This is a genomic window from Formosa sp. F44 (assembly GCF_056238645.1).
Map to the genome: position 1 here is coordinate 58,776 of NZ_JBWDLJ010000002.1, position 22,732 is coordinate 81,507.

The 22,732-nt window shown below is 35.0% G+C and carries 13 protein-coding genes; 1 reads left to right on the forward strand and 12 read right to left on the reverse strand.

Annotated elements, in window-relative coordinates:
- Position 1: 1 nt before the first annotated feature.
- Positions 2 to 1,666, reverse strand: a complete 1,665-nt coding sequence (locus AC0UBM_RS05280; RefSeq protein ID WP_475687947.1) for a tetratricopeptide repeat-containing sensor histidine kinase — start codon at positions 1,664 to 1,666, stop codon at positions 2 to 4.
- Between the two features lie 371 nt (positions 1,667 to 2,037).
- Between AC0UBM_RS05280 and AC0UBM_RS05285 the strand changes: the two genes are divergently transcribed.
- Positions 2,038 to 3,732: a hypothetical protein gene (locus AC0UBM_RS05285; RefSeq protein WP_475687948.1), complete on the forward strand. Its 1,695-nt coding sequence runs from the start codon at positions 2,038 to 2,040 to the stop codon at positions 3,730 to 3,732.
- 92 nt (positions 3,733 to 3,824) lie between these two features.
- Here AC0UBM_RS05285 and AC0UBM_RS05290 read toward each other — a convergent pair whose 3' ends face one another.
- The 11 genes from AC0UBM_RS05290 to AC0UBM_RS05340 all read right to left on the reverse strand — a co-directional run bounded on the left by AC0UBM_RS05290 (position 3,825) and on the right by AC0UBM_RS05340 (position 22,428).
- Positions 3,825 to 5,414, reverse strand: coding sequence for a 4Fe-4S binding protein (locus tag AC0UBM_RS05290; RefSeq protein WP_475687949.1), 1,590 nt, complete (start codon positions 5,412 to 5,414; stop codon positions 3,825 to 3,827).
- Position 5,415: 1 nt separating this feature from the next.
- On the reverse strand, positions 5,416 to 6,720 hold the full coding sequence (locus AC0UBM_RS05295; RefSeq protein WP_475687950.1) for an NAD(P)/FAD-dependent oxidoreductase: 1,305 nt from the start codon (positions 6,718 to 6,720) through the stop codon (positions 5,416 to 5,418).
- 166 nt (positions 6,721 to 6,886) lie between these two features.
- Positions 6,887 to 9,994: a chondroitinase-B domain-containing protein gene (locus tag AC0UBM_RS05300; protein ID WP_475687951.1), complete on the reverse strand. Its 3,108-nt coding sequence runs from the start codon at positions 9,992 to 9,994 to the stop codon at positions 6,887 to 6,889.
- 388 nt (positions 9,995 to 10,382) lie between these two features.
- Entirely contained in the window at positions 10,383 to 12,842 is a 2,460-nt protein-coding gene (locus AC0UBM_RS05305; protein ID WP_475687952.1) for a glycoside hydrolase family 95 protein, read from the reverse strand.
- Between the two features lie 111 nt (positions 12,843 to 12,953).
- Positions 12,954 to 14,399, reverse strand: a complete 1,446-nt coding sequence (locus tag AC0UBM_RS05310; RefSeq protein ID WP_475687953.1) for a SusD/RagB family nutrient-binding outer membrane lipoprotein — start codon at positions 14,397 to 14,399, stop codon at positions 12,954 to 12,956.
- A gap of 33 nt (positions 14,400 to 14,432) precedes the next feature.
- Positions 14,433 to 17,669 carry a SusC/RagA family TonB-linked outer membrane protein gene (locus tag AC0UBM_RS05315; protein WP_475687954.1) on the reverse strand — a complete coding sequence of 1,079 codons (3,237 nt, stop codon included), beginning with the start codon at positions 17,667 to 17,669 and terminating at the stop codon, positions 14,433 to 14,435.
- 317 nt (positions 17,670 to 17,986) lie between these two features.
- Complete coding sequence (locus tag AC0UBM_RS05320) at positions 17,987 to 18,172, reverse strand: hypothetical protein (protein WP_434037190.1); 186 nt, start codon at positions 18,170 to 18,172, stop codon at positions 17,987 to 17,989.
- A 3-nt stretch (positions 18,173 to 18,175) separates the two neighbouring features.
- Positions 18,176 to 19,471 (reverse strand): nickel pincer cofactor biosynthesis protein LarC, encoded by a 1,296-nt coding sequence (gene larC / locus AC0UBM_RS05325; protein WP_475687955.1) that lies wholly within the window; start codon positions 19,469 to 19,471, stop codon positions 18,176 to 18,178.
- Positions 19,468 to 20,130, reverse strand: a complete 663-nt coding sequence (larB, locus tag AC0UBM_RS05330; protein WP_475687956.1) for a nickel pincer cofactor biosynthesis protein LarB — start codon at positions 20,128 to 20,130, stop codon at positions 19,468 to 19,470. The genes larC and larB overlap by 4 nt, the downstream gene beginning before the upstream one ends.
- Positions 20,123 to 20,920, reverse strand: coding sequence for an ATP-dependent sacrificial sulfur transferase LarE (gene larE, locus AC0UBM_RS05335; RefSeq protein ID WP_475687957.1), 798 nt, complete (start codon positions 20,918 to 20,920; stop codon positions 20,123 to 20,125). Before larE ends, larB begins: the two co-directional genes overlap by 8 nt.
- 47 nt (positions 20,921 to 20,967) lie before the next feature.
- Positions 20,968 to 22,428 (reverse strand): aldo/keto reductase, encoded by a 1,461-nt coding sequence (locus AC0UBM_RS05340; RefSeq protein WP_475687958.1) that lies wholly within the window; start codon positions 22,426 to 22,428, stop codon positions 20,968 to 20,970.
- Positions 22,429 to 22,732 lie beyond the last annotated feature (304 nt).

A 22,732-nucleotide genomic window follows, 5' to 3' on the forward strand; every position in this document is an offset into this window, starting at 1 on the left:
TCTATATGGTTATTTTAGCTTTAAAACCTTTATCCGGTTCTGATTCAAAAGTAATGGTTCCATTTGTAGATTTTATACGGGTTTCCATATTTTGAACGCCAGAACCCTTTTTTATTTCACAACCATTGCCATTATCCGAATAAGCCACCACAATTTTTCTTCTACTTTTACTAAATTTAAGTACTACTATTGAAGCGTTACTGTGTTTTTTCATATTTACTAAAAGCTCTTGTATTAACCGGAAAATAGTTACTTTTTTATAAGCTTCTATTTTATTCCAATTAATTTCTGGAGCTGTTTTAGTAATTATATTTACTTCGGAAGTTTTATAGCTCAACAATAAGTCGTTTAACAATTCTTCAAAATTATGTTCTACATCTAAATGGCTATTTTCTTTAGAAATATCTCGTGTTTGCGTATAAATATGGTCTAAATCGTCCATTATGTCTTCACTAATATGCGACTGAAACTGTAATTTGTTAATTACGCGATGTACATCGTTCGCAACCTCATCGTGAATTTTTTTCGAAATACGTTTTTCGGTAATGTAAACCTGTTGGATTTTTTCCCTTCGGTATTTTAGTTTCTGAAAAACAATAGCAACCCCCGACATAAAAGCCAAGAAAATTCCTATAGATAAATAGGTGAGCTTCCATCGTTTTTGTCGTTCTTTTTCAATTTCTGTAACATTCGCTAATTGTTCATTTCTCGAGTAGTCGTATTTAATTTTAGAATACTTATTTTCCTGTAATTGTTGAATCACAGATAAACTATCTGAAATCGCCAAATATACCTGAGCATATTCATCTCCATTAATAGCGATTAGTTTCGCTAAAGCCTGTTTTATTAACGCCGGACTATTAATTTGTTTTGCTAACTCGTAACTTTTATCGGCATAAAACTTGGCTTGTTTTATATCGTTCTGGTCCCTGTAATATTCAGAAAGATTGGAATAACTCCAATACAAACCTGTAGAATGATTTATAGCTTTTTTTAATTCCAAGGCTTTTAGCATGTTTGTTAAGCCTTCTGGTTTGTTTAATTTAGATTGTACAAAACCTAAATTATTTAAAGCCTTGTTGGTTTCGAAATCATTGTCGAGCCCCAAACTATTTTCATATACATCTTTAAACTCCTGTTCTGCTAACTCATATTTTTCCTGCTTTACATAAATTAAAGCCTTATTATTATGAATAATATTGAGGTGTTCCTGATCTTTCGCTATGGCTATAGCCTGATTGTAATACTGGATGGCTGTATCGTAATCCAACCGCTTAGCAGATATCTTACCTAGCTTATTAAGAAAACTTAATTTAAAGTTTAAATACGTATCGCCGTCGCATACCGCTAAAACACTTAAACCTTCGACCACCGAATTTTCGCTTCCAAAATAATCACCTAAACTATATTGTACCTTGGATAAATGTTGCAAACTAAATAACACATTATTAGTGTCTTGCTTTTTTAAGCTTTCATATTTAAGCTTTTCAAAGTATAAATAGGCACGACTTAAATTCGTTATATTTTTTGGATTAGCGACTGTTTCTATAAAGTAAGACAAACTATCTTTAATTTGCTTATTCTGACTGTAAACAAGATTAAAGCTAGGTATTAGTAACATTGTACAAACAAAAAAAAGTAAGCTTGTATTTTTTAATAATTTCATGCCATAAATCTATGAAGATATTTTCGTATTTTAACTCCGACTTAATATTATGTTTTCGTTCTAAATTAGCTCTTTTCAACAAGATTCACCGGGATTAACACCTCTATTTTAACACTATAAAACCACATACCTAAGTCGCAGTTTGATTTGATTTAAAACCATTGGCCCGCTAGAAATAGAACTTGCGACCTCTAAATAAATTCATTATTTTAGATTATTAAAATCGCTCTAAAAGTGCTTACATATAAACTTTTCTCTAATCTAAAAAAGTTAACATCTTTTAACTCTCTATGTTTTATTTAAGTCGTTTATTGTTAATATTCCGGAGTACAGATTGCAAATGATATTTTTTTAGAAAAGCGCGCCAACCTATGAAATCAGAGTCTTTAAATTTTTATTCATTTTTTACCAAGTATTCAATAATGGAAGAGTACGGGTTTAGTTCTGGGATAGTAAATCGTCTTTACAGAAAAATATTACCCAATATTCCTGACGAAGGTACCATAGAATATTTTTTACTGAACAGAGAAAACCCTGTACAACACGTATTATCTCTAATAGATTTAAGTACGATATCAGAAGGCAACATTTCCCAGCAATTAGACCTAAGTATAAAAGCATTATGCGCTAAGGTTATTGCCTTTGGTTTAGATAGCGATATTAAAGCTAAATATAATTCCATCGAATTAAACTCTAAACCTTTCGAGTTGTTACTAAAAAAAGTAAACGACTTATCTGAATTCGATGAAGAGGAGACATTACAACTTTTTAATTCTTTAGAAGCCATAGAGCTTCTTATAATTGATTTAAGAAAAAACAAAAGTAAAATAGGAACAAGTTTTCACCTAACCCTAGTTACTAGGCGGATTCTAGAATACACCATTAGAATAAAGGAATTACTTCATTTAAAAATACATATTTCCTCAAAACAACATTGGGAGAACATCTTGGCCGACTTTATTGTGTATTCTAAACATAAGGATAGTGTTAGACGCTACCTGAGTAGACATTCTGATTTGGTTGCTATAGAAATTGTAGAACACACTTCTAACAAAGGTGAAAAGTATATTGCTGAAACGACTAAAGAATATTGGAAATTCTTCTACCGCTCTTTATTTGGAGGAGGCATAATTGCCTTATTCGCTCTTTTCAAACTTCTTTTATATACTTATGATTTATCGGAGGTTAGCAATGCTATACTATTTAGTATAAATTATGCCCTGTGCTTTATTATTGTCAATCAATTGGGAGGAATTATTGCGACAAAACAACCCGCTATGACGGCTACGACACTGGCTAAAAACATTGATAAGGAAGGTACTTTAAAATATGATTCGATTAAAAGTATTACCATTATAGTAAGAAAAGTGTTTCGAAGCCAATTTATTTCGGTTATGGGAAACTTTTTAATGGCCATATTTTCGGCCTGTATATTCATGCTCCTTATTCAAATATTTAGCACTGCAGATATGGCTAAGATTGTAAAACCTGTATACCTTATTCATAAAATTGTACCAAGTTTTCAACTGGTTTTCTTCGCTGCAATTGCTGGTTTTTTCTTAGCGTTTTCGGGGTTAGTTTCTGGTTTTGTAGATAATAAAGTAATTGCTTCAAAAATACCTCATCGTATTCGAAACAATCGTTTTTTACTAAAAAGTGAGAAATTAGCGACATTTGTAGATAAAAAATGGGGAACCATGTTTGGGAATATTAGTCTTGGATTTTTTCTGGGTTCTACATTTTTATTAAGTCATGTTTTACCTTTTGATATCGATATTAGACACGTTGCCTTTAGCTCGGCAAACTTGGGTTATTCGATTATGAATTACGATTTTAGTCATCACACTATTCTACTAGCCGTAATTGGAGCATTACTAATTGGGTTAGTGAATTTTATTGTTAGTTTTTCAATCACCTTATACCTCGCTTTAAAATCGAGAGGAGTAAATTTTAGATTGCTTCCTAAAGTAGTCTTTAATATATTTAAAGATTTCCTGCATAATCCGTTTCATTATTTTATTAAAATTGAAAAAGAACCCGTGACTAAAAAAGATAAAGAATCTTAAAGCACGTAAACTCTATAAACAACATACTCGGGGTTTTAATTGAATGTCAATTAAAACCCCGAGTATTTAAATATGACCTTAAACTAAGATCTTTATTTCTTATTTAATAAATCCATTAAATCGACATCGTTTCCTAATAAGATTTCATTCGGATTGATACGACCTTCCATAGAATCGTTTTCTAATTTTAAAACACCTCTTGGGCAAACTGCAGAACATATACCACAACCCACACAACTAGATCTTACAATATTTTCACCTTTTTGCGCATAGGCTCTAACGTCTATCCCCATTTCGCAATAGGTAGAACAGTTTCCACAAGAAATACATTGTCCGCCGTTGGTTGTAATTCTAAACTTAGAAAATAAACGCTGTTGAAATCCTAAAATAGCAGCCATCGGACAACCAAAACGACACCAAGAACGGTTTCCTAAAATAGGATAAAATCCTGTCCCAATAACTCCAGAGAAAATAGAACCAATGTATAAACCATAAGCCGCTCTTAAAGTACCTGCTTTTATAAAAAATAAATTTTCTGTTGTTCCCGTAAAGTGCATGATTAACAATAACGCGATAACTACGGCATAACCAATAGCTCCCATTTTGGCATCTTTACCAAATTCTTGTCTTTTAAAGTACATGACACCAACAAAAACCACTGTTAATAACCCAATGACTAACGAGATAAACACATCTCTTGTTAACCAGAAATCGTTTTTATCGTAGCCTAAATATGAATACACCATGGCTACCGTCATCACTACCGAAAAGACTAAAACCGTATGAATTAACCAACGCTCTATCTTCCAAGCATACATTTTTTTAGATGATAATTGTCTGAACGAATCACCTGCAGTTTCGGCTAAACCACCACAACCACAAACCCAAGAACAATACCAACGTTTACCGTATTTGTAGGTTAAAATAGGCGTAATTACAAAAATGGATAATAGCCCAAATATTAATAATGCTACCCCTATATTTCCTGCTGAAAGAAATCCGTTTACAGACCATTCGTCAAAAATATAGTAGTTAAGTGGCCATATACTTTTAAGATCGTAATATGGTAAATCGTTATTCATAACGTACATAAATTCCGGTATCAAAAAGGCAAAACCCAATTGAAAAAACATAACCGACCCTGTACGTAATTGCTGATAACGGTTATGTCTGTATTTTAATAAGAACTTATATCCAAACGCTAATATAGCGACTGTATAAAGCACCCCATAAACAAACCATTGGCTGGCATCTCTACCGCTTAACAACTGACTTAAAGGATCGAAAAGCGCTATTAAACCTGTGTTTGCTTCGCCGTCTGTTCCTAATCCTAAATACTTTGGAAAGAAATACAAAACAATGTAAAACGATGTTAAAACCACACCGAGTATCCATCCTAAAATACCACGAGACGAAATAGATTTAAACCAAACACCATCGTTTTTTATCCCTTCTAACTTATTAAGATAAGCTTCTCTAGAATACATTATTACCCCTCCAAATATAGCGACTAATGAAAGTGTAAGAAACAAAGCTTTATTTGGAAAGTCGGTATTAAGAAGTGCTAAGACCATTATAAATAAACCAATAACACCAATGGCAAGTGCTATTTTTTGCTTGTTCGTTATATTTAAAGCATCGGGATTAGCCAATGACATACTTGTGTTAATTTTATTACTCATTTTATACAGTTTGTAATTGGTTAGTGTAGGCTTTTAAAATATCGGTTTCAAAAGTTTTATAGAATTCAGGATCGAAATTAGCTTCGGCCAAATGATGCATGACATAGTCTACATCGCGTGCTTCGGTAAGCCAACGGTCGAATACTTCATGACGCATACGTATTCCAAAAGTATTAATCCCTAAAAATAGGTTCGTGTCTTTATGGTAGGCTACAGTAATACATTTGGTATCGTCTTCATGCTTCCAATGAAAATGTGCTTCGTGTTCAGGTTTACTCCTTTCGCTAAACACCCATCCATAGGTTTGATATTCGATATCTAAAAATTTCGCCGAGTTAAACCAATGTCCTGGTCTGTATGCCATTTTATTGCCACAAATAGTTTGCGCTAACACTTCTCCCATCATACGACCGGTATACCAAACAGCTTCTATTGGACGTCTGTTCCCGATAGCTTCGTGTTGCTCGGCACAATCTCCAATAGCATAAACATCTGCTACGTTAGTTTCTAAAAACCGATTCACTTTTACACCACGACCTATTTCTATACCTGAGTCTTTTAGAAAGTCGATATTTGGAGCAACTCCAGCCGTAAGGCCCACTACATTACACGGAATTTCCTCTCCAGTTTCCTCAATAACTATAGATTTTACTTTGCCGTTTTCGTCTGAAACAATTTCCCTTAAGTTTGTAGATAACCTAAGGTCTATATGATGGCTTTTTATATGACGATTAATCATTTCACTTTCGCCTTTAGGTAACACACCATTCCAAAAACTATTTTCACGCACTAAAAATGTAACCGGAATATTTCTAGAATTTAGCATTTCTGCCATTTCAATACCAATTAATCCGCCACCAACAATAACGGCTCTATTACATGTTTCCTTATTAGGCGCATAGGTTTCTAAGCTTTCTAAATCTTGTTTATGATACATGCCCATAACACCCTTAAGGTCCTGCCCTGGCCATCCAAACTTATTAGGTTTACTTCCTGTTGCAATGACGAGTTTATCGTATTTAAGCGTATCGCCTTCAGCAAAATGAAGCATTTTTGAAGCGGTATCGACCTGTTTTACGAAGCCTTCCTTGAGCTCGATTCTGTTCTTTTCCCAAAACCAATCTTCGTAGGGCTTTGTATTTTCAAACTTCATATGTCCCATGTAAATATACATGAGCGCTGTGCGTGAAAAAAAATGTTCTGTTTCAGAAGAGATTATAGTTATCCTTTTATCCGAATTTTTTCTGATATGTCTCGCAAGAGTCACACCAGAAATTCCGTTTCCTATAATGGCAATGTGTTCCATAAATTAATTGTTAACTACTATTAGGTCGTACTTAAAGATAATAACTTATATGCATTATATTATTTAGAAGGTTTTTAAACTGTGGTATTTTTGTAAGGTCAAAAAAATAACCCTCAGAGAATACCATTCTCTGAGGGTTAAAAATTATTAGTGTTTAAAATATTGGTTATTTAGAAACCACTATTTTATTAACAACTCTGCTGCTTGCATTTGAAATTTCTACAAAATATAAACCTTGAGACAATGAAGACACATTAATCTCTTCTTTATCAATTGATCCGTTTAATGCTTTCGATAAAATAGTTTTACCAGAAACATCGTAGATTCTTAAGGTATCAAAATTACCAGATTGCTTACTTAAATACAATACTCCGTTTGTAACTGGGTTTGGATACAATTTCAGACTGTTTTTAGTTATATCTGTTGTAGACAAGGTTGTTGACTCTCCGTAAAATTCTATTTCTCCTATAGCAGACCAAGCGCTTTCTCTCTTATCTCCATCGGCATTAAATCTTCCATATCCCATTAGTTTTACGTAACGTGCATCGGCATCAACGACATACTGATTAAAATCTGTTGTACCTGTTGCTGTAAACTCTAAGTCTCCAGCACTTGGAACAATTTTAGAAAAGTCTGCATCTTCTACACCTGTTGTAGATACCCAAATTTGGATTCCGAAGGCATCGTCTTTATCTGTAGTATTTAATTGAATAAAGTCTAATGTATAAGGACTTCCTAAATCGTATATAATATACTCCCCATCACCTTTATAATCGTCTACTAAAACACTACCGTCTTGCGCGGCCCATATTGTATTTAAATCCTTATCTAAGGTGTTTGTTGCCACTTCGCCTTTAGATCCATTTTCACTAGAAAAAGAATTTACAGATACTGGATCATCAGAACCACCTGTGTTAATTAAATTCTCACGCATTTTATCTCCGAAAAATTCAATTTCTCCAATTGCAGTCCATGCACTAGATCTGCTATAATCTGCGGTAGCTCTATCGGATTCCTCTACTTCTTTAAATCTTCCAAAACCTATAACCTTAACATATTTAGCTTTTGAATTAATATCGAATTCATTGAACGCTGTACTATTTATAGCTGTAAATAATAAGTCATCTTCGGTAGGTAAAATCATAGAAAAATCGGCGTCTTCCATTCCTGTTGTAGACACCCATATTTGATATCCGAATGCTTCACTTTTATCCGTCGTATTAAACTGCATTAGATCCAATTCGTATGTTCCACCTAAATCTAGGATAACATATTCCCCATCACCTTTATAATCTCCTGCTACAATATCTCCATCATCTGCTGTCCAAACCGTACCCATATCTTTATCTAACATATTTGTAGCGACTTCATTCTTAGAGCTATTTTCTTTAGATACAAAAGCGATAGAAACCCCTTCAATTAAATCGGTTCGCGGTCCGCCATCTTGAGTTACAATTAATTCTCTTACAATACCATCTCCGCCATCTACTTGTGTAAATGTTACCGAACCTTCTCTGCTCATTAATTCTGTGTTTTCGGTTACAGAAAGCACAACAGTAGCGTCGCCATCGGCTGCATCTGGATCGATAGTTATCCAATCGTTATTAGATACTGCAGTCCATCCTACGTTAGCCGTAACCGTAACATCTGCAACACTAGCCACGTAAGGAAGTGTTGGAATACTACTCACAATTATAGACTCAGGGATTTCGATAGTACAATCCCCATTAGTAATATTTGCACCTAAATTATTTAAGAAACAAGCTCCAATACCATGACCCACCATACTGTCTGTCGCCGGACTATAAGTCCCCATATCTGCACCTTTACCTTCTGCGCCTGCAAACGTAAATATTTCACCATTTTCTGTTGCAGTAACATCTGTTCCTTCTGCAAAACCATCGTTAGTTACGCCTAAAGTTGTTCCGGTAAATAGGTTTCCTGAATAGCTTAATGCTGTACCAAGATTTGCATACGCATTATCTGTATCTCCAGAAATTACCTCTGAAATATTCGCATTATCTGAAGTAAAATAAATTAAGTTATCAGAAACTACTCCTGTTGGGTCTGTAGATCCTTTATCTGTGTTGTAAAATAAAGGCGCATTCGTATTTACAATAGTATTTCTAGACACCGTAATATTCTCTGTTTGTTGGTATCCATTTGAAACTTTTGTAGATGAGCAATTCACTGCGGCATCATCTCCACCACCTATAAACGTGATTCCATTATTCCACTTGGCTTGATCTAAAACTGTTATACAATCTTGGATGTAATTATTAGTGATGGTATGATCACTATCTGTAATTCTAATTCCTCCAGTACCGTCTACATTTTCGCCTAAAAAGTAATTTCCTTCTACAGTAGCATTAGAACCATGACGCAATACTAAAGACCCTCTAGATCTTCTAAATGTATTATTTATGTAAAAGTTATTTTTACTTTTATTGGTAATAATTTCATTCTCACCATCGGCTTCCACAAAATAATTATTACTTACTACAGCACCACTATTTACATTTTGGTACTCACTAGTTCCAATTCTAATGGTTTCACTATCTCCAGCATTTTCAAAAGATTGGTCCTTTTTTTCGTACTTATAAAAGTAGTTATTACTAATCGTGTGCCCGACTAATTCACAACGCGTGTTATTTGCATTATCGTCGTCATCATCGCCGTAAGGTGGTCCTACAGCATTATAAGAGTATTCTGCTAATATTAAAGCTCCCGCACTTTTCTTATTCATAAATGAACAGTTTAGGACACTGTTGTATGTTCCGTATAATACAATCCAACGGTGTTTTGCATAAACTCCGTCCTCAATATCATCTGGTTCGATTTCCAAGCCATCGATCGCACAGTTTTGAATGGTACTGTGGTGTGCGAAATCGTAACCATTTCTAAACTCGATAAAGTTACTAGCCCCGTAACCACCTTTCCAGTGAAAACCATCGACAATTAAATATTCTCCGGTTGCAATTATTTCGCCAGTAGTTTTGTCTGATTCTCCACCGATAGTTAATCGTGGTCCCCCAGTAAAAATAACGCCTCCCGGTGTTTCTGCTCTAAAAATAACTGGATTTTCTGCGGTACCTGATCCCAGAAAGCGCATGCGCTCGTCTGTATCGTATACCCCATTCTTTAAAATAATTTGATCTCCAGGCTGATAATAAACATCCCGTAAAGCATCAGGATCGTCGATTAGGTACGTTTTGTTTTGTGCCATTACTGTAGCTGTACACAGTAATAGAAGAAATAGTGTAATGTTCCTCATTAGTCATTCTAATTTAATTAATAAATGTTTGTTTTTTTACCGATTAACCTCATTGGTTATCCAGATTGGTTAACCAAATATAACAAATATTTAACATTTAACAAATCAGTTTTAAAGACTTAATTTCCAGTTAATGAAAAAAATTATTAACTATAAATTACAAAAGCCCATACCCGTTGATTTTCTTGAATTATCGACCTATTTATCGGTTAAAAAGACCGACATCTTTTACTTCAAAAAAATCAATCATTTAAAATTCTTACACTGCTAAACTTTTCTTAAATTGAAAAAGCACACTTTAGAAAACAAAAAAAAGCTGAACGATTATCGCTCAGCTTTTTTAACACTTTAGTCCTTTGCCAATCTGAATCGTTGGCTAAAACGTATTTTAGATTACTTCTACAGTATATGTCTTTCCTTTTTCAGTTTTGAAATTCACGATACCTTTAGATTCTTTTTTCACTTTAATTTGTTTACCACTAGAAAGCACTTTCACTTTTTTATCTGTTTTAAAACTAAATACGTTACCTGCATTAGATCGTACTTCTAAAGAAGTTACCGCACTGTTTTTCCACTTATAATCTAGTTCAAATCCACCTCTTGCAACAACACCATCAAATTGTCCTTCCGACCATTCTGATGGTAAGGCTGGTAATAAATCGATATAGCCTTCTTGAGATTGTAATAACATTTCTGTTACTCCAGCGGCCATACCTAACGATGCATCGACTTGGAATTGGCTTCCACAAATTGCAAATAAAGACGAATAACATTGTTCTTTTAAGTAGCCTTTAAATACTTTATTCGCTCTATCTCCATCTCTTAATCGCGCCCATAAATTAACTTTCCATGCTCGAGACCAACCTGAAGCTCCATCTCCTCTTAATTCTAGCACTTTTTTTACAGGCTCTATTAATTCTGGAGTTTTATTTACAGAAATAACATTCCCTGGATACAAACCATATAAATGAGATGCATGACGGTGGTTTTTCTCCATCTGCCCATAATCTTCTGTCCATTCTTGAAGCGTACCATCCTTTCCTACTTGCGAAGGCACTAATTTAGATCTGGCTTCAAGTACTTCTTTTGCAAAATCCTTATCTACTCCTAATACCTCTGTTGCCGAAGCATAATAACTAAATAAATCTTTTAGTATTTGCATATCTATAGTAGAACCCGCTGCGATAGTTGTAAAATAGTAACTTGCCGTAACCTCATCGAAAAAGTATTGGTAACCTTTACCTTCTGGCGGGTTCTCAGGAGAATTTGAAGGATTGGTAACCAACCAGTCTTTACCAGGATACTTAACTAAGAAATCCATAAAGAATTCTACAGACCCTTTCATTACAGGATAAATATCTTCAAGATGCTCTTTATCTTGCGTATATAAATAATGTTCCCACAAATGCGTTGTTAACCAAGCACCTCCAACGGTAAATGTTCCCCACGTTGGACCATCCATTGGCGCCGCTACTCGCCATAGATCGGTGTTTTGATGAAAGACCCAACCACGTGCTCCATAATGCTCCTTAGCCACCTGTGCTCCTTGATCTGTTAGCTCCTTAACCATAGTAGTTAAAGGCTCTAACAATTCTGGTAAATTCCCAGACTCTACAGCCCAATAATTCATTTCAATATTAATGTTTGTGGTGTATTTAGAATCCCATGCTGGATTCATTTTATTATTCCAAATCCCCTGTAAATTTGCAGGTTGAGTTCCTGGTCTAGAAGATGAAATTAATAGGTAACGTCCGAAATTGTAACATAAAGATGATAATTGCGGATCTGGAGACGTTTGTATTTTTTGCATACGCTCGTCGGTAGGCAAATAAGAATTTTCGGTTGTAGGAAGAGTTAGCGATACTCTATCGAACAATTTTTTATAATCGGTTAACGCCTTTTCTTTAACATCTTTAAAAGATGTTTTTTCTAGTTTAGCTAACATCTCGGCAACACGTGCATGCTGATCGCCACTTACATCCTTATAATTTACAAAGTTTGTCGCTGCTACAAAGTATAACGTTACGGCATCTGCATCTTTAATACTTAAAATTGTATTAGTAGCATTATCCATTGTCATGGTACCACCTTCTGGAACGGCTTTAATTTGCGCTTCGTATCTCAGTTTACCTTCTACACCTAAATAATCTGCAGACTTCCCTGTTAATCTTAATTGTCCGTTTCCAAGACCATCCATTTGGAAGTAATCTGTTGCATAATTAGAATGTGCATCGTTTCTTTCTCCACGAAGTTGCGCGCCAAAGGAAATACTTCCTTTTTTATCGGCTGTAATACGAATCGCGATAGTCTGATCTATTTCTGAAGCAATAATTTCTCTGGTGTAATTTACTCCTTCAAATTTATATTTAACAGTCACGATTCCTGTTTTAAGATCTAATGATCTGGTATAATCTTCAACCTCATCATTATTAAAAAACAGATAAAGATTTGCCAAACTTTGGTATTTCATCTGTTCTACTGGGTAGCCCATCATGGTTCTTCCAAAAAGCTTATGTGCCTTTATAGGTTCGCCATCAAAAATAAGTTTTTGAATTTCCGGAAGTGCCTTATATCCGCCTTTAACCACAGTGTTATACGGTCCTCCTGTATAATAGGTGTCTTCGTTAAATTGGATTATCTCTTCGTCATGCCTTCCATAAACCATTCCACCTAATCTCCCGTTACCTACAGGAAGTGCCTCTTCCCAAATTTTTGCAGGTTGCTTGTACCAAAGAACGGTAGCTGGATCAAACTTTTTAGAATCGGTTTTTGTAACGCTTGCATTCTGTCCATTAATAGAGACTGTAGTAAGAATTATTAAAAAAACCAGTACATTTTTTAAATTCATTTTTTCTAATATTTAGTTATACTCTTTATTATAAGTTAACCTATACATAAGGATTATGTATAGGTTAACGGGTTTAAGCTTTTACTTAATTATCTTTTTCAAATATTTTTTTTAATTAATATCCCACCATACTCCTGCTCCAAACTTTTCGTCTATTATACCAGGTTGTGCTTCTAAAGCGGCATCGAATCCTATAGGATTAGACACGCCTTCAGAATACGGATAAGGTCTTCTAACAATAGTTCCTTTACCACTGTATAATGATTCTACCGGCTCAGTTTCGGCCACATATTTTGGGAAACCTGTTCTGCGCACTTCTGCCCAACCTTGGTTTCCATCAGGATATATAGCACACCATTTCTGATCTCCTATTAATTCTCTTTGATCTTTACCTCCATTAAAATCTACAAGCGGATCTGATAAGTAATCTCCTGCATCCAGACCGTACTCGTTAAAACTTGCAGTTATTGCAGCATTGTATGCTTCTTCGGCAGTATAGCCTACGTTCCAACCGTTTAAAGCGGCTTCGGCATAAATAAATAAGACTTCAGAATATCTAAGTATTCGTGTTGGAGAATCGGCAGATCTAAATTCTGAAAGTCCCATTACAGATAATTCTTGTGCATTTCCTTCGGCTCCTAAAGGTAATCCAACAAATTCTCCTGTAGTTCCCACCGGTTCTGCATACACCGGCAATCTACCATCTGAACGATCTTTAAGGAAATTAATCATAAATTCTGAAGTCGCATTTTGTTGTCTATCAATGTTACTTGGCTGAATATAATATGGACTTCTATAAATGGCGTCATTAGCAAGCCAGTATTTAAAAGCCGCATTCTCGTTGGAATTAATTACAGGATAGGTTGATGGATCTGAAGCAATCATTTCTACACCCGATTTTGCAGTAGCAGCATCGACAAGCGACATTCTCAAGTAAATTCTTAACAATAATGAATTACAAAACCTTTTCCACTGCATCATATCTCCGTCAAAAATAACATCCGATGTTCCGATATTTGCTGTAGGATCGATCATTGCGTTTGCTGTCTTTAATTGTTCTATTAAATCCATGTAAATACTTTGTTGAGAATCGTATTTAGGATATATCGTTGGGCTCTCAGGATCGTCGGCACTAAGTGCTTCAAAATATGGAATATCGCCATACCAGTCTGTCATGTTTTGAAAAGCGTAAGCTTTAAGAATATTTCCTACTGCCACGGTGTTGTCGTCTCCTGCTTCTTCCGCTTTAGCGATAGCAACTTGTAAGTTTTTTAAATGACCACTGTAAACATTAAAGTTGGTACCGTCTCCAGCTAAAGCATATCTTTCGTTGTGTACGTATACTGTTCTTACATTATAGCGGCTCCAACTCACTTGGAAGTCTAAGATTGAATTATAAGAATTAAGTATACTGATTTCGGAATTCGTAATTAATGTAGAATAAGGCACATTTGTTAACGAATTAGGGTCTGTATTCATTTCTACATAATCATCGGTACAGGCAAATAAAGTCGATGCTAAAATGAATGCGGTATATATTTTTTTATTTAGTTTCATATTTCTTTAAATTTTAAAATTTTAACAATCAATCTAAAAGTCAATTTTTACTCTTAAGCCAATGTTTCTTGCCGAAGGTGGCGCAGCAAATTCAGATCCTTGAGAAGATTGACTCGCTCCTTTGTTTGCAACTTCAGGATCAAAATTTTCATTTCTACTGTATAACAATGCAATGTTTCGTGCAAAAACAGAAAAGTCTACACCGCTTAATCCAATTTTATTAACAAGATCTCTGTCTAAAGAATACCCTATACTAATTTGTCTTAATTTCACGTAAGTGGCATCGTACAACCATCTTTCGGCTCTGGCGAAATTATTCCATCTAAAACCATCTAAATCTTGGTAGATTGTATTTGGACTACCATCTTCAAAAACACCATCGAATAAATATCCTCCACCTTCACTTATAGGATCTCTAACAGGCACGCCATTAGCATTATTACCAACAGTACTTGTTAAAGCTCCTGTTGCCCATCCGTCTTGATTGGTTCTAGAGTACACATCTCCACCCCATTTGGCATCTATTAAAACACTAAAGTTAAAGTTTCCGTAAGTAAACGAGTTGTTAATACTCCCTAACCAATCTGGCATAATGTTTCCTAATTTTCTAGCTTCACTAGTAAGAGGAACTCCATTTTCTCCTACAATTGGTTTACCGTTTTCGTGATATACAAATCCTTTACCAATCATATCTCCATAAGAACCTCCTACATCTGCAACCACAGTAATTTGATTTCCTTCTGTTTTATATAATTCCAGCCTTTCTAAGTCGTCGTTTAATGAAATAATCTCATTTCTATTTGTACTCCAGTTTGCTGTTACATCCCAAGAAAATTTATCTGTTTGTATTGGCGTTCCTGTTAGAATAACCTCTATTCCTTCGTTATTTACCTGTCCTGCATTAATAGTCTGTGTATTAAATCCTGCTGTTGGAGAAATTGGCGCTGTTAAAATCTGATTTTTTGCAATAGACTTATACCCTGTTACGTCTATACCAAGTCTATTATTAAAGAACTTTAAATTTAGACCCACCTCGTAAGACGTTACTAATTCGTTTACTAAATCGGCAGATGGCATAGCCGAACTTAAACTAAAAGACGGATTATTACCATATGGAGAAGATGCATTATAGGTTGCATTTAATCTGTAAGGATCTGTATCGTTCCCCACTTGCGCAACACTCATTCTTAATTTTCCGAAATTAAACGCCCCAGCGCCGGTATTAAATGTTTCTGAGAAAATCCAACTTGTTGTAGCTGAAGGATAAAAATAAGAGTTATTATCTTCTGGTAACGTTGTAGACCAGTCGTTTCTTCCTGTTAAATCAAGATAAAGCTGATTCATTAATCCGAAAGAAAGAGAAACATACATACTTTGTATTTCCTTTTCACTTGCATAATATGAAGTGGTAGGTGTTTCCTTGGCATTTGCTAAAGAATAGTTATCTGGAACAACTAAACGGCTAACATAAGAACCTTGTGTTTGGTATTTACGATTCATAATATTTGCTCCAAGATTTCCAGAAAAAGAGATGTTATCGGAAATATCTTTATTTACAGATAATAAAACATCTGCGTTTATTTCTTGTCTGAAATAATTATTTACGCTGTATTTTCCTTCTGGGTTACTGATCCCGTAATAGGCTCTTTTTAATTCTACTTGCTGATTTGAATAATCTATACCCGCTCTAGTTGTTAAGCTTAACCAATCGGTAAAATCGTATTTTAAAGCACTAGAACCAATCAACCTATTTTTGTTCATTGGATTTGAATCTTTAGTTGCTGTCCAGAACGGATTATCTGCAAATTGATCGTTCCAAGTTATTGGTGTACCATCTTCGTTTTCTATATTATTACTTAAGTATTCGTAATCTACCTGTCTCCCTGTCCAAATACTCTGAAGACCAAAATTATTATTACTATATCCAGAACCACTAAGGTTTGCTTTAGTATTTATGTAAGAAACGCTAGACTGAAAAGAAAACTTTTCTGATAATTTTGCGTTTCCAGAGAAATTAACGGTATTCTTTTTCATGTATGAATTAGGCACCATTCCTTCTTCATCAGAGTTAGTAAGCGATAATCTCATATTACCTATTTCTCCTCCATTACTAACAGAAAAATTGGTAATTCTAGTAACACCTGTTTCATAATAACTTTTTATGTTATCTGGATGAGAAATCCAAGGTGTTGCAATGCGTTCTCCGGTGTTAGGATCTATAGGCGAATCGAATTGAGGAAGCATTAATATTTCACCAGGCGTTTGCGGAAAGCCAGCTTCTACTGCCCAATACAATTTTCCTCCCGGAGCAATATCTCCAGGTTGTACAACGTAATCTAATTCAGGTCCGAAACTTTCATCGACTCCATCATTTAATCCACCGTTTAAACCATCCTTATACCAGAATTGGCCACCACCACCTTGACCATATTGATTTTGGTAATCTGGAAGTAAAAAAGGATCACTCATGGTAATCGTGTTTTCTAATGTTGCCGAAAACCCTTTGCCTTTACCCTTTTTTGTAGTTATTAAAACCACACCATTTGCACCTCTAGATCCATATAAGGCTGAAGCGTTACCTCCTTTTAGAATCGTAACATCTGCAATATCTGATGGATTGATGTCTGATGCACCATTACCCATATCTGTAAAATCCATTCCTCCATTTGTGCTAGATTGTATCGAGTTATCTATAGGTATACCATCAACCACAAAAAGCGGTTGGTTGTTTCCGGTTAACGATTGATTTCCACGAATTACAATTCTTGAAGACGATCCTACATTTCCACTAGAGCTACTCACAAATACTCCAGCAGATTGCCCCGTAAGTGCATTTACAACATTGGTCTGACCTGTATTTTTCACTGTATTACCAGAAACTTCTTGCACGGCATATCCCAATGCTTTTTTCTCTCTTGTAATTCCTAATGCGGTTACAACAACTTCGTCTAAAGACTGAACATCCTGAATTAGAGTTGCATTTACAGTTGTTCGAGAACCTACATTAATTTCCTGTTCTTTAAAACCAACGAAACTAAATACTAGCGTAGCATCTTTAACTACTTTAATACTGTATTTCCCGTCAAAATCAGTCATTGTTCCTGAATTAGTCCCTTTATGTATCACAGACAGCCCCGGTAACGGAAGCCCATCCTCATCGACCACAGTACCAGAAACAGACAACTCTTGAGCATTGACAGCTCCTGAAACCAAGAACATCAATGCCAACATCGGTAAAAATTTCATTAAAAATAGTAATGGATTTTTCATGTAAAATTAATTTTAGTTTAACATTAAGCTAAACTATGTCAATTAATTTGTCATGCTCACGAGCATATTAACACATATTAATACTATATTAACAGATGTATTGCATTTTATTTGATATTGTAAGTATTCCCTTTATTTCTGAATCTTTTTAAACAAATACAGTGCTTGATAGTGCACCTATACTGACATATTCGGTAGACTGGAATGGATATAAAAAAATGGCTAGGGATATATAAATATATTCCTAGCCATAGTATTGTTTAATTAATATGTGCAATTACACCATAAGAACTAAAACCAACAAGATGTTTGTATCGTTAATTTTCAGTCTTCTGCGATTGCTTTTTAGTATACCTATATAATAAAGCAATAACACCTACTAAAGGAAAGATTAACCAACCCCATGCACCTAAAAAAGTGTCATGCGTATGATGCCCTCCTGGATGAGCTAATAATGTTTGTGAACTTATCACTAATAATAGAATAGAAAATAATTTTTTCATAGTTTACGATTTTTTAGGGTTAATGTTGATTTGACTAAAAACTTGAAAAGGTGAGCGATCTGATGCTTTTGCAAGCCTCTGAATATCGTCAAACTCGGGTTTTATTTTTATGTGTTCTGTTGGCGTAGTGGTCTCTTTCACCAAAACATCTCCAAATTGTGTTTGTATTTTTTTCTGTACTCTTGGAAGTTCGATACGATCTATATTAAAATACCTTACGCCAATCGTACTCGTATTATCGAATATATAATTCGATACTGCTTTTAATTTATCTACTGGAAGAATGACACTAAGCAGAAAGGCAAATCTACCTTTTTTCATGAGTTGTTGCGTTATGCTAAAATCTAATGCTCCAGATGCTAATAGTCCGTCCTGAAAATCACTTCCTAAATACTCTGGCGACATATCGTCTATCGATGCTTCCAGTTGTAAGCACTGTTCTTTTTCTTTTTCAACCTCACTTTTAACTAACGAAATACGCACAACATTGGCATTATGGAAATCTTTTTTTCCTGGACCGTAAGCTGTTTTTGTTGGTGTGTATGCTACATTACTAAAGTCAGGGTTTAGGTATCTTAATATTGCGGCACCTGTGGGTGTAATCTTTTCACCTTCCTCATTACCCGGATAAATAGGCATGCCTTGTAACAGTTCGGCTGTTGCAGGAGCAGGGACAGGCAACATACCGTGTTGCGTTTTTACAATTCCAAACCCCGTACAAATAGGAGTGCAATACGTTTTTGAAATGTTTAACTTATCTATAAGTACAGCATTCCCAACTATATCTATAATAGAATCGACACCACTTATTTCATGAAAATGAATGGTTTCCAACGGCATATCGTGAATTTTAGATTCTGCTTTTCCAATCATTAGAAAAATGTCATGAGCTATTTTCTTTGCATTTTCACTTATATGCGCATGATCTATAATCTTTTGGATATCGCTTAAATGACGATGTTCTCCATGATCGTGAGAATGTCCGTCATGACTATGTCCATGTGAATGGCTGTGACCGTGGTCGTGTGAATGATCGTGAGTGTGAGAATGATCATGACTATGCGAATGACCGTGACTGTGATCTTCCGATGCCTGGTCTTCATTTAAATCAAGCACCTCAACATATTTACAACTTATACCGTTTTTATTGGCTTCTTGGATTTCAATTTTACCATCTGGTAAATGCAATTTCTTTGGTAAATCTATTAACTGATCGTAATCTCCTAATAGTTCACTAAAGGCACTCAAGAACATATTTCCCGATAGTCCTGAAAACGCTTCTATATATATTGTATTCATTTTTTTTCTAATAATTTAACCATTCTAAATGCACTCATTGCAGCGCCGTAACCATTGTCTATATTAACCACTGTAATACCGTTTGCACAACTAGTAAGCATAGCATGCAAAGCCGTTTCTCCATTTTTTGCTGTACCATAACCTACTGAAGTGGGCACTGCAATAATTGGTTGAGGTAATAATCCACCCACAACTGTTGGTAAAGCCCCTTCGAAACCTGCTACGATAATTAAAATATCGAATGATTTTAATACCTCAATTTTATCTAATAATCGGTGTAATCCAGCAACTCCAACATCATGAATAACACGAGATTTTACACCCATATACTCTAAGGTGTAAAAGGCTTCGTTAGCCACACCAATATCCGAACTTCCTGCAGAAACTATACCCACTTTGGCTGCTGTATTTTCCGAAGATTCTAACGGAATCAATATAAAAATTCCAGATTCGGCATCGTAGAATGATTTTTTATAGGTGTCTAATAGCACTTTTGCTTTTTCTTCTTGAAGCTTAGTAACTAGTACATTTTCTTTTTTATCTGTATACTCTTTTAATATGTCTAGCAGTAGTGCTACACTTTTTGATGCGCCGTAAATAACCTCATCGAATCCTAAACGGCGCTTCCTATCTTCATCTATAATAAATGATTTATCCATGCAATACACGATTTAATTTTCCAGAAACAAATCCTTCTTTATCAATATTTACTTTTGAAAACCCTAATGCTTTTATGTCTCTTGAAATAACATCAAACTGATGTTCTAACGATTCCATTTCAGATACAGGAACTTCTATTGAAGCTTCTTCTCCTAGATATCTTACACGCACGTTTTCAAAACCAAACTGATTCAAAATATATTCTGCTTCCTCTATTTGCTTCAATCTCATTTTATTTACTGCCGTTCCATATGGAATTCTAGAACTTAAACACGGACTTGGTGGTTTAGAAGCTGTTTCTAATTCCAATTCGCCTGCCATAGCAATAACTTCTGCTTTGCTAATTTCTAATTCTGCCAAAGGGGAACGGATGGCGTTATTTTTCGCTGCTTCTAATCCCGGTCTATAATCTCCTAAATCGTCTTGATTTGTTCCATTTAAAATGGTGTATTCTGGGTACTCAACCTTTATAATATCTATCATGGCTTCGTACAAATGTGTTTTGCAAAAAAAACAGCGGTTCGCCGGATTAGCCGTATAATTAGGATCGTTCAACTCATCCGTTTTAATCACTCTTAAATTGATATCGTGTGTCTTGCAAAAATTAACAGCGATTTCAAAATCTTTAGTTTTTAAGCTTTCCGAATTAGAAATTAAACCAATAGCTTGGTCACCGAGTGCTAATTTTGAAGCGTATAACACCAAAGAAGAGTCTACACCTCCTGAGAAGGCAGTAACCGTTCCTTTGTGTTCTTTAAACCAATTTATAAGTAATGGTAATTTTGACATACGTTTACGTTTTTAAGTCGACAATAGCGTCCTTTATAAATTAATTTTTAGGCTCTATGTCCTGCTTTATCGACTGTAAACACTTTAAAGTTTCCAGATTTATTGGTTTCGAATACAAAAGGTTTAGACTTTAATACTTGAGGCTTATGGTCTACCTTACCAATGACTTTATTATCTAATTCAATTTCGTAGTGAGAAATAGGATCTGCCGCCGCATAAGCAGTCTGCCACGTAATCTTTGTAGTTCCGTTTTTGGTTTCTTGATTTACATCCCTAGGCGGAGTCATGTTTATTTTATCAAGCTGAAAAAAATTTGTTCTTTCTCCAGCCGCTTGTGCTGTTTTTGCCTCAATACTACGTCGTTTTTCTTGAGACATCGCATTTGGTTTTACTTGAGCTCCGTAGTAATTTTGAGTTAATTGACATTTAAGCGGATCCTCATCGACTTGACCAATTCCTATAATAAGTGTATCTACACCTGGTGTTGTTAATACATACTCTATAAGTTCGTTACTTGGTAAAGATGTAGAACCTACTTTACGGTAAATTTGGTCAGGCTCTCTAGAGAATCCTGGAACCTGATTATACATGGTTCCTGCTCCAAACACTTTCATTCCAATAACACCAATCCCTTTTGCCTTAGCTAACGGAATAACATTGTGTTTCATATTAAAATACAAATGATCATTGGAATTAACAGAGACTAATAAAGCATCAAGCAAGCCATATTTATCACGTTGCATAATGTCTATCATAGCCACTGGATTTTTATGTCCTGAAAATCCAATATGTTTAAGTAATTTTTCGTTTTTAGGATTGGTTCCTGTTAGGTTGGTACCATCTCTAAAATCTCTTAACACTGCTAAAGCACCACAATTTTCGTCTGGGCTAAGCGGCGTTTCTATTCCTTTATATAACACATCTACCTCTTCGATGGTTTCTAGACTGTGAACCAACATAATATCTACATAAGAGCCTTCTGGATAATTTCCTTTTCCATCACCAAAAATTTGAGACATAGACCTTCTCACATCATCTGCTGCGGTTTGCACATCGTCTCCATTAGATTTGTTTCTCACATTTTCTTGCTCTTCCCATCCAGGTTTTCCCCATCTCATAAGCGTTTTACTTGTTAGGGTAATAGATTCTCTAAGCTTTTTATCGTAATTCGGTTTTCCAGGAATTAAGTTCATTTTTTTAAAGGCTTCATGATAGTGAAGCTGACTTAAATCGTACACGTTGGATGTATCGAAATAATTAATTCCTAAATCGAAAGCTTTGGTTATAATCGATACTGGGTCGACATCCTCTGGTGTCCATTGTATGGAAGCCTGACCTCCAAGTCCCAATGTTGTGACTTTATTTTTCATCCGCCCAAAAGGTCTTAGCATGGGTGCGGGTGCTTTGTCTGAAAAACTCATTCCAAAAGGAAGAATCACGGCTCCAGCAGCTGCTGTACTGGTTAACCTAAGAAAATCTCGTCTAGATACAGGATATTTACTTTTCATTATGTTGCAGTTTTTTCTCTAAGTTACCGTTTCTGTGGGTTTAGCGCATGTTTTTAACATCAAATAAACTGATTTTAACATCATTTTAAGGGTTTGTGTTAAATTGGGCATATTCCCTCTTATAAATTTCACAATTCACTAGCAAACACAGGGGATTAAGAGTCTTTTATCCATTTTAAAATGTGCTCTAAAAGAATTTATCGCAAATAAGATATTTTTATCTTCTGTAGGATTATTAGCAGTCTATGACGTAAACACCTAAATTGAATTGAAAGATTTAAACACTTTAATTACCCATTTTATG

Bases quoted from the DNA above. Each gene is read 5' to 3' on its own strand.
- AC0UBM_RS05280 (WP_475687947.1), bottom strand. From the start codon at position 1,666: ATGAAATTATTAAAAAATACAAGCTTACTTTTTTTTGTTTGTACAATG.
- AC0UBM_RS05285 (WP_475687948.1), top strand. From the start codon at position 2,038: ATGAAATCAGAGTCTTTAAATTTTTATTCATTTTTTACCAAGTATTCA.
- AC0UBM_RS05290 (WP_475687949.1), bottom strand. From the start codon at position 5,414: ATGAGTAATAAAATTAACACAAGTATGTCATTGGCTAATCCCGATGCT.
- AC0UBM_RS05295 (WP_475687950.1), bottom strand. From the start codon at position 6,720: ATGGAACACATTGCCATTATAGGAAACGGAATTTCTGGTGTGACTCTT.
- AC0UBM_RS05300 (WP_475687951.1), bottom strand. From the start codon at position 9,994: ATGAGGAACATTACACTATTTCTTCTATTACTGTGTACAGCTACAGTA.
- AC0UBM_RS05305 (WP_475687952.1), bottom strand. From the start codon at position 12,842: ATGAATTTAAAAAATGTACTGGTTTTTTTAATAATTCTTACTACAGTC.
- AC0UBM_RS05310 (WP_475687953.1), bottom strand. From the start codon at position 14,399: ATGAAACTAAATAAAAAAATATATACCGCATTCATTTTAGCATCGACT.
- AC0UBM_RS05315 (WP_475687954.1), bottom strand. From the start codon at position 17,669: ATGAAAAATCCATTACTATTTTTAATGAAATTTTTACCGATGTTGGCA.
- AC0UBM_RS05320 (WP_434037190.1), bottom strand. From the start codon at position 18,172: ATGAAAAAATTATTTTCTATTCTATTATTAGTGATAAGTTCACAAACA.
- larC (WP_475687955.1), bottom strand. From the start codon at position 19,471: ATGAATACAATATATATAGAAGCGTTTTCAGGACTATCGGGAAATATG.
- larB (WP_475687956.1), bottom strand. From the start codon at position 20,130: ATGGATAAATCATTTATTATAGATGAAGATAGGAAGCGCCGTTTAGGA.
- larE (WP_475687957.1), bottom strand. From the start codon at position 20,920: ATGTCAAAATTACCATTACTTATAAATTGGTTTAAAGAACACAAAGGA.
- AC0UBM_RS05340 (WP_475687958.1), bottom strand. From the start codon at position 22,428: ATGAAAAGTAAATATCCTGTATCTAGACGAGATTTTCTTAGGTTAACC.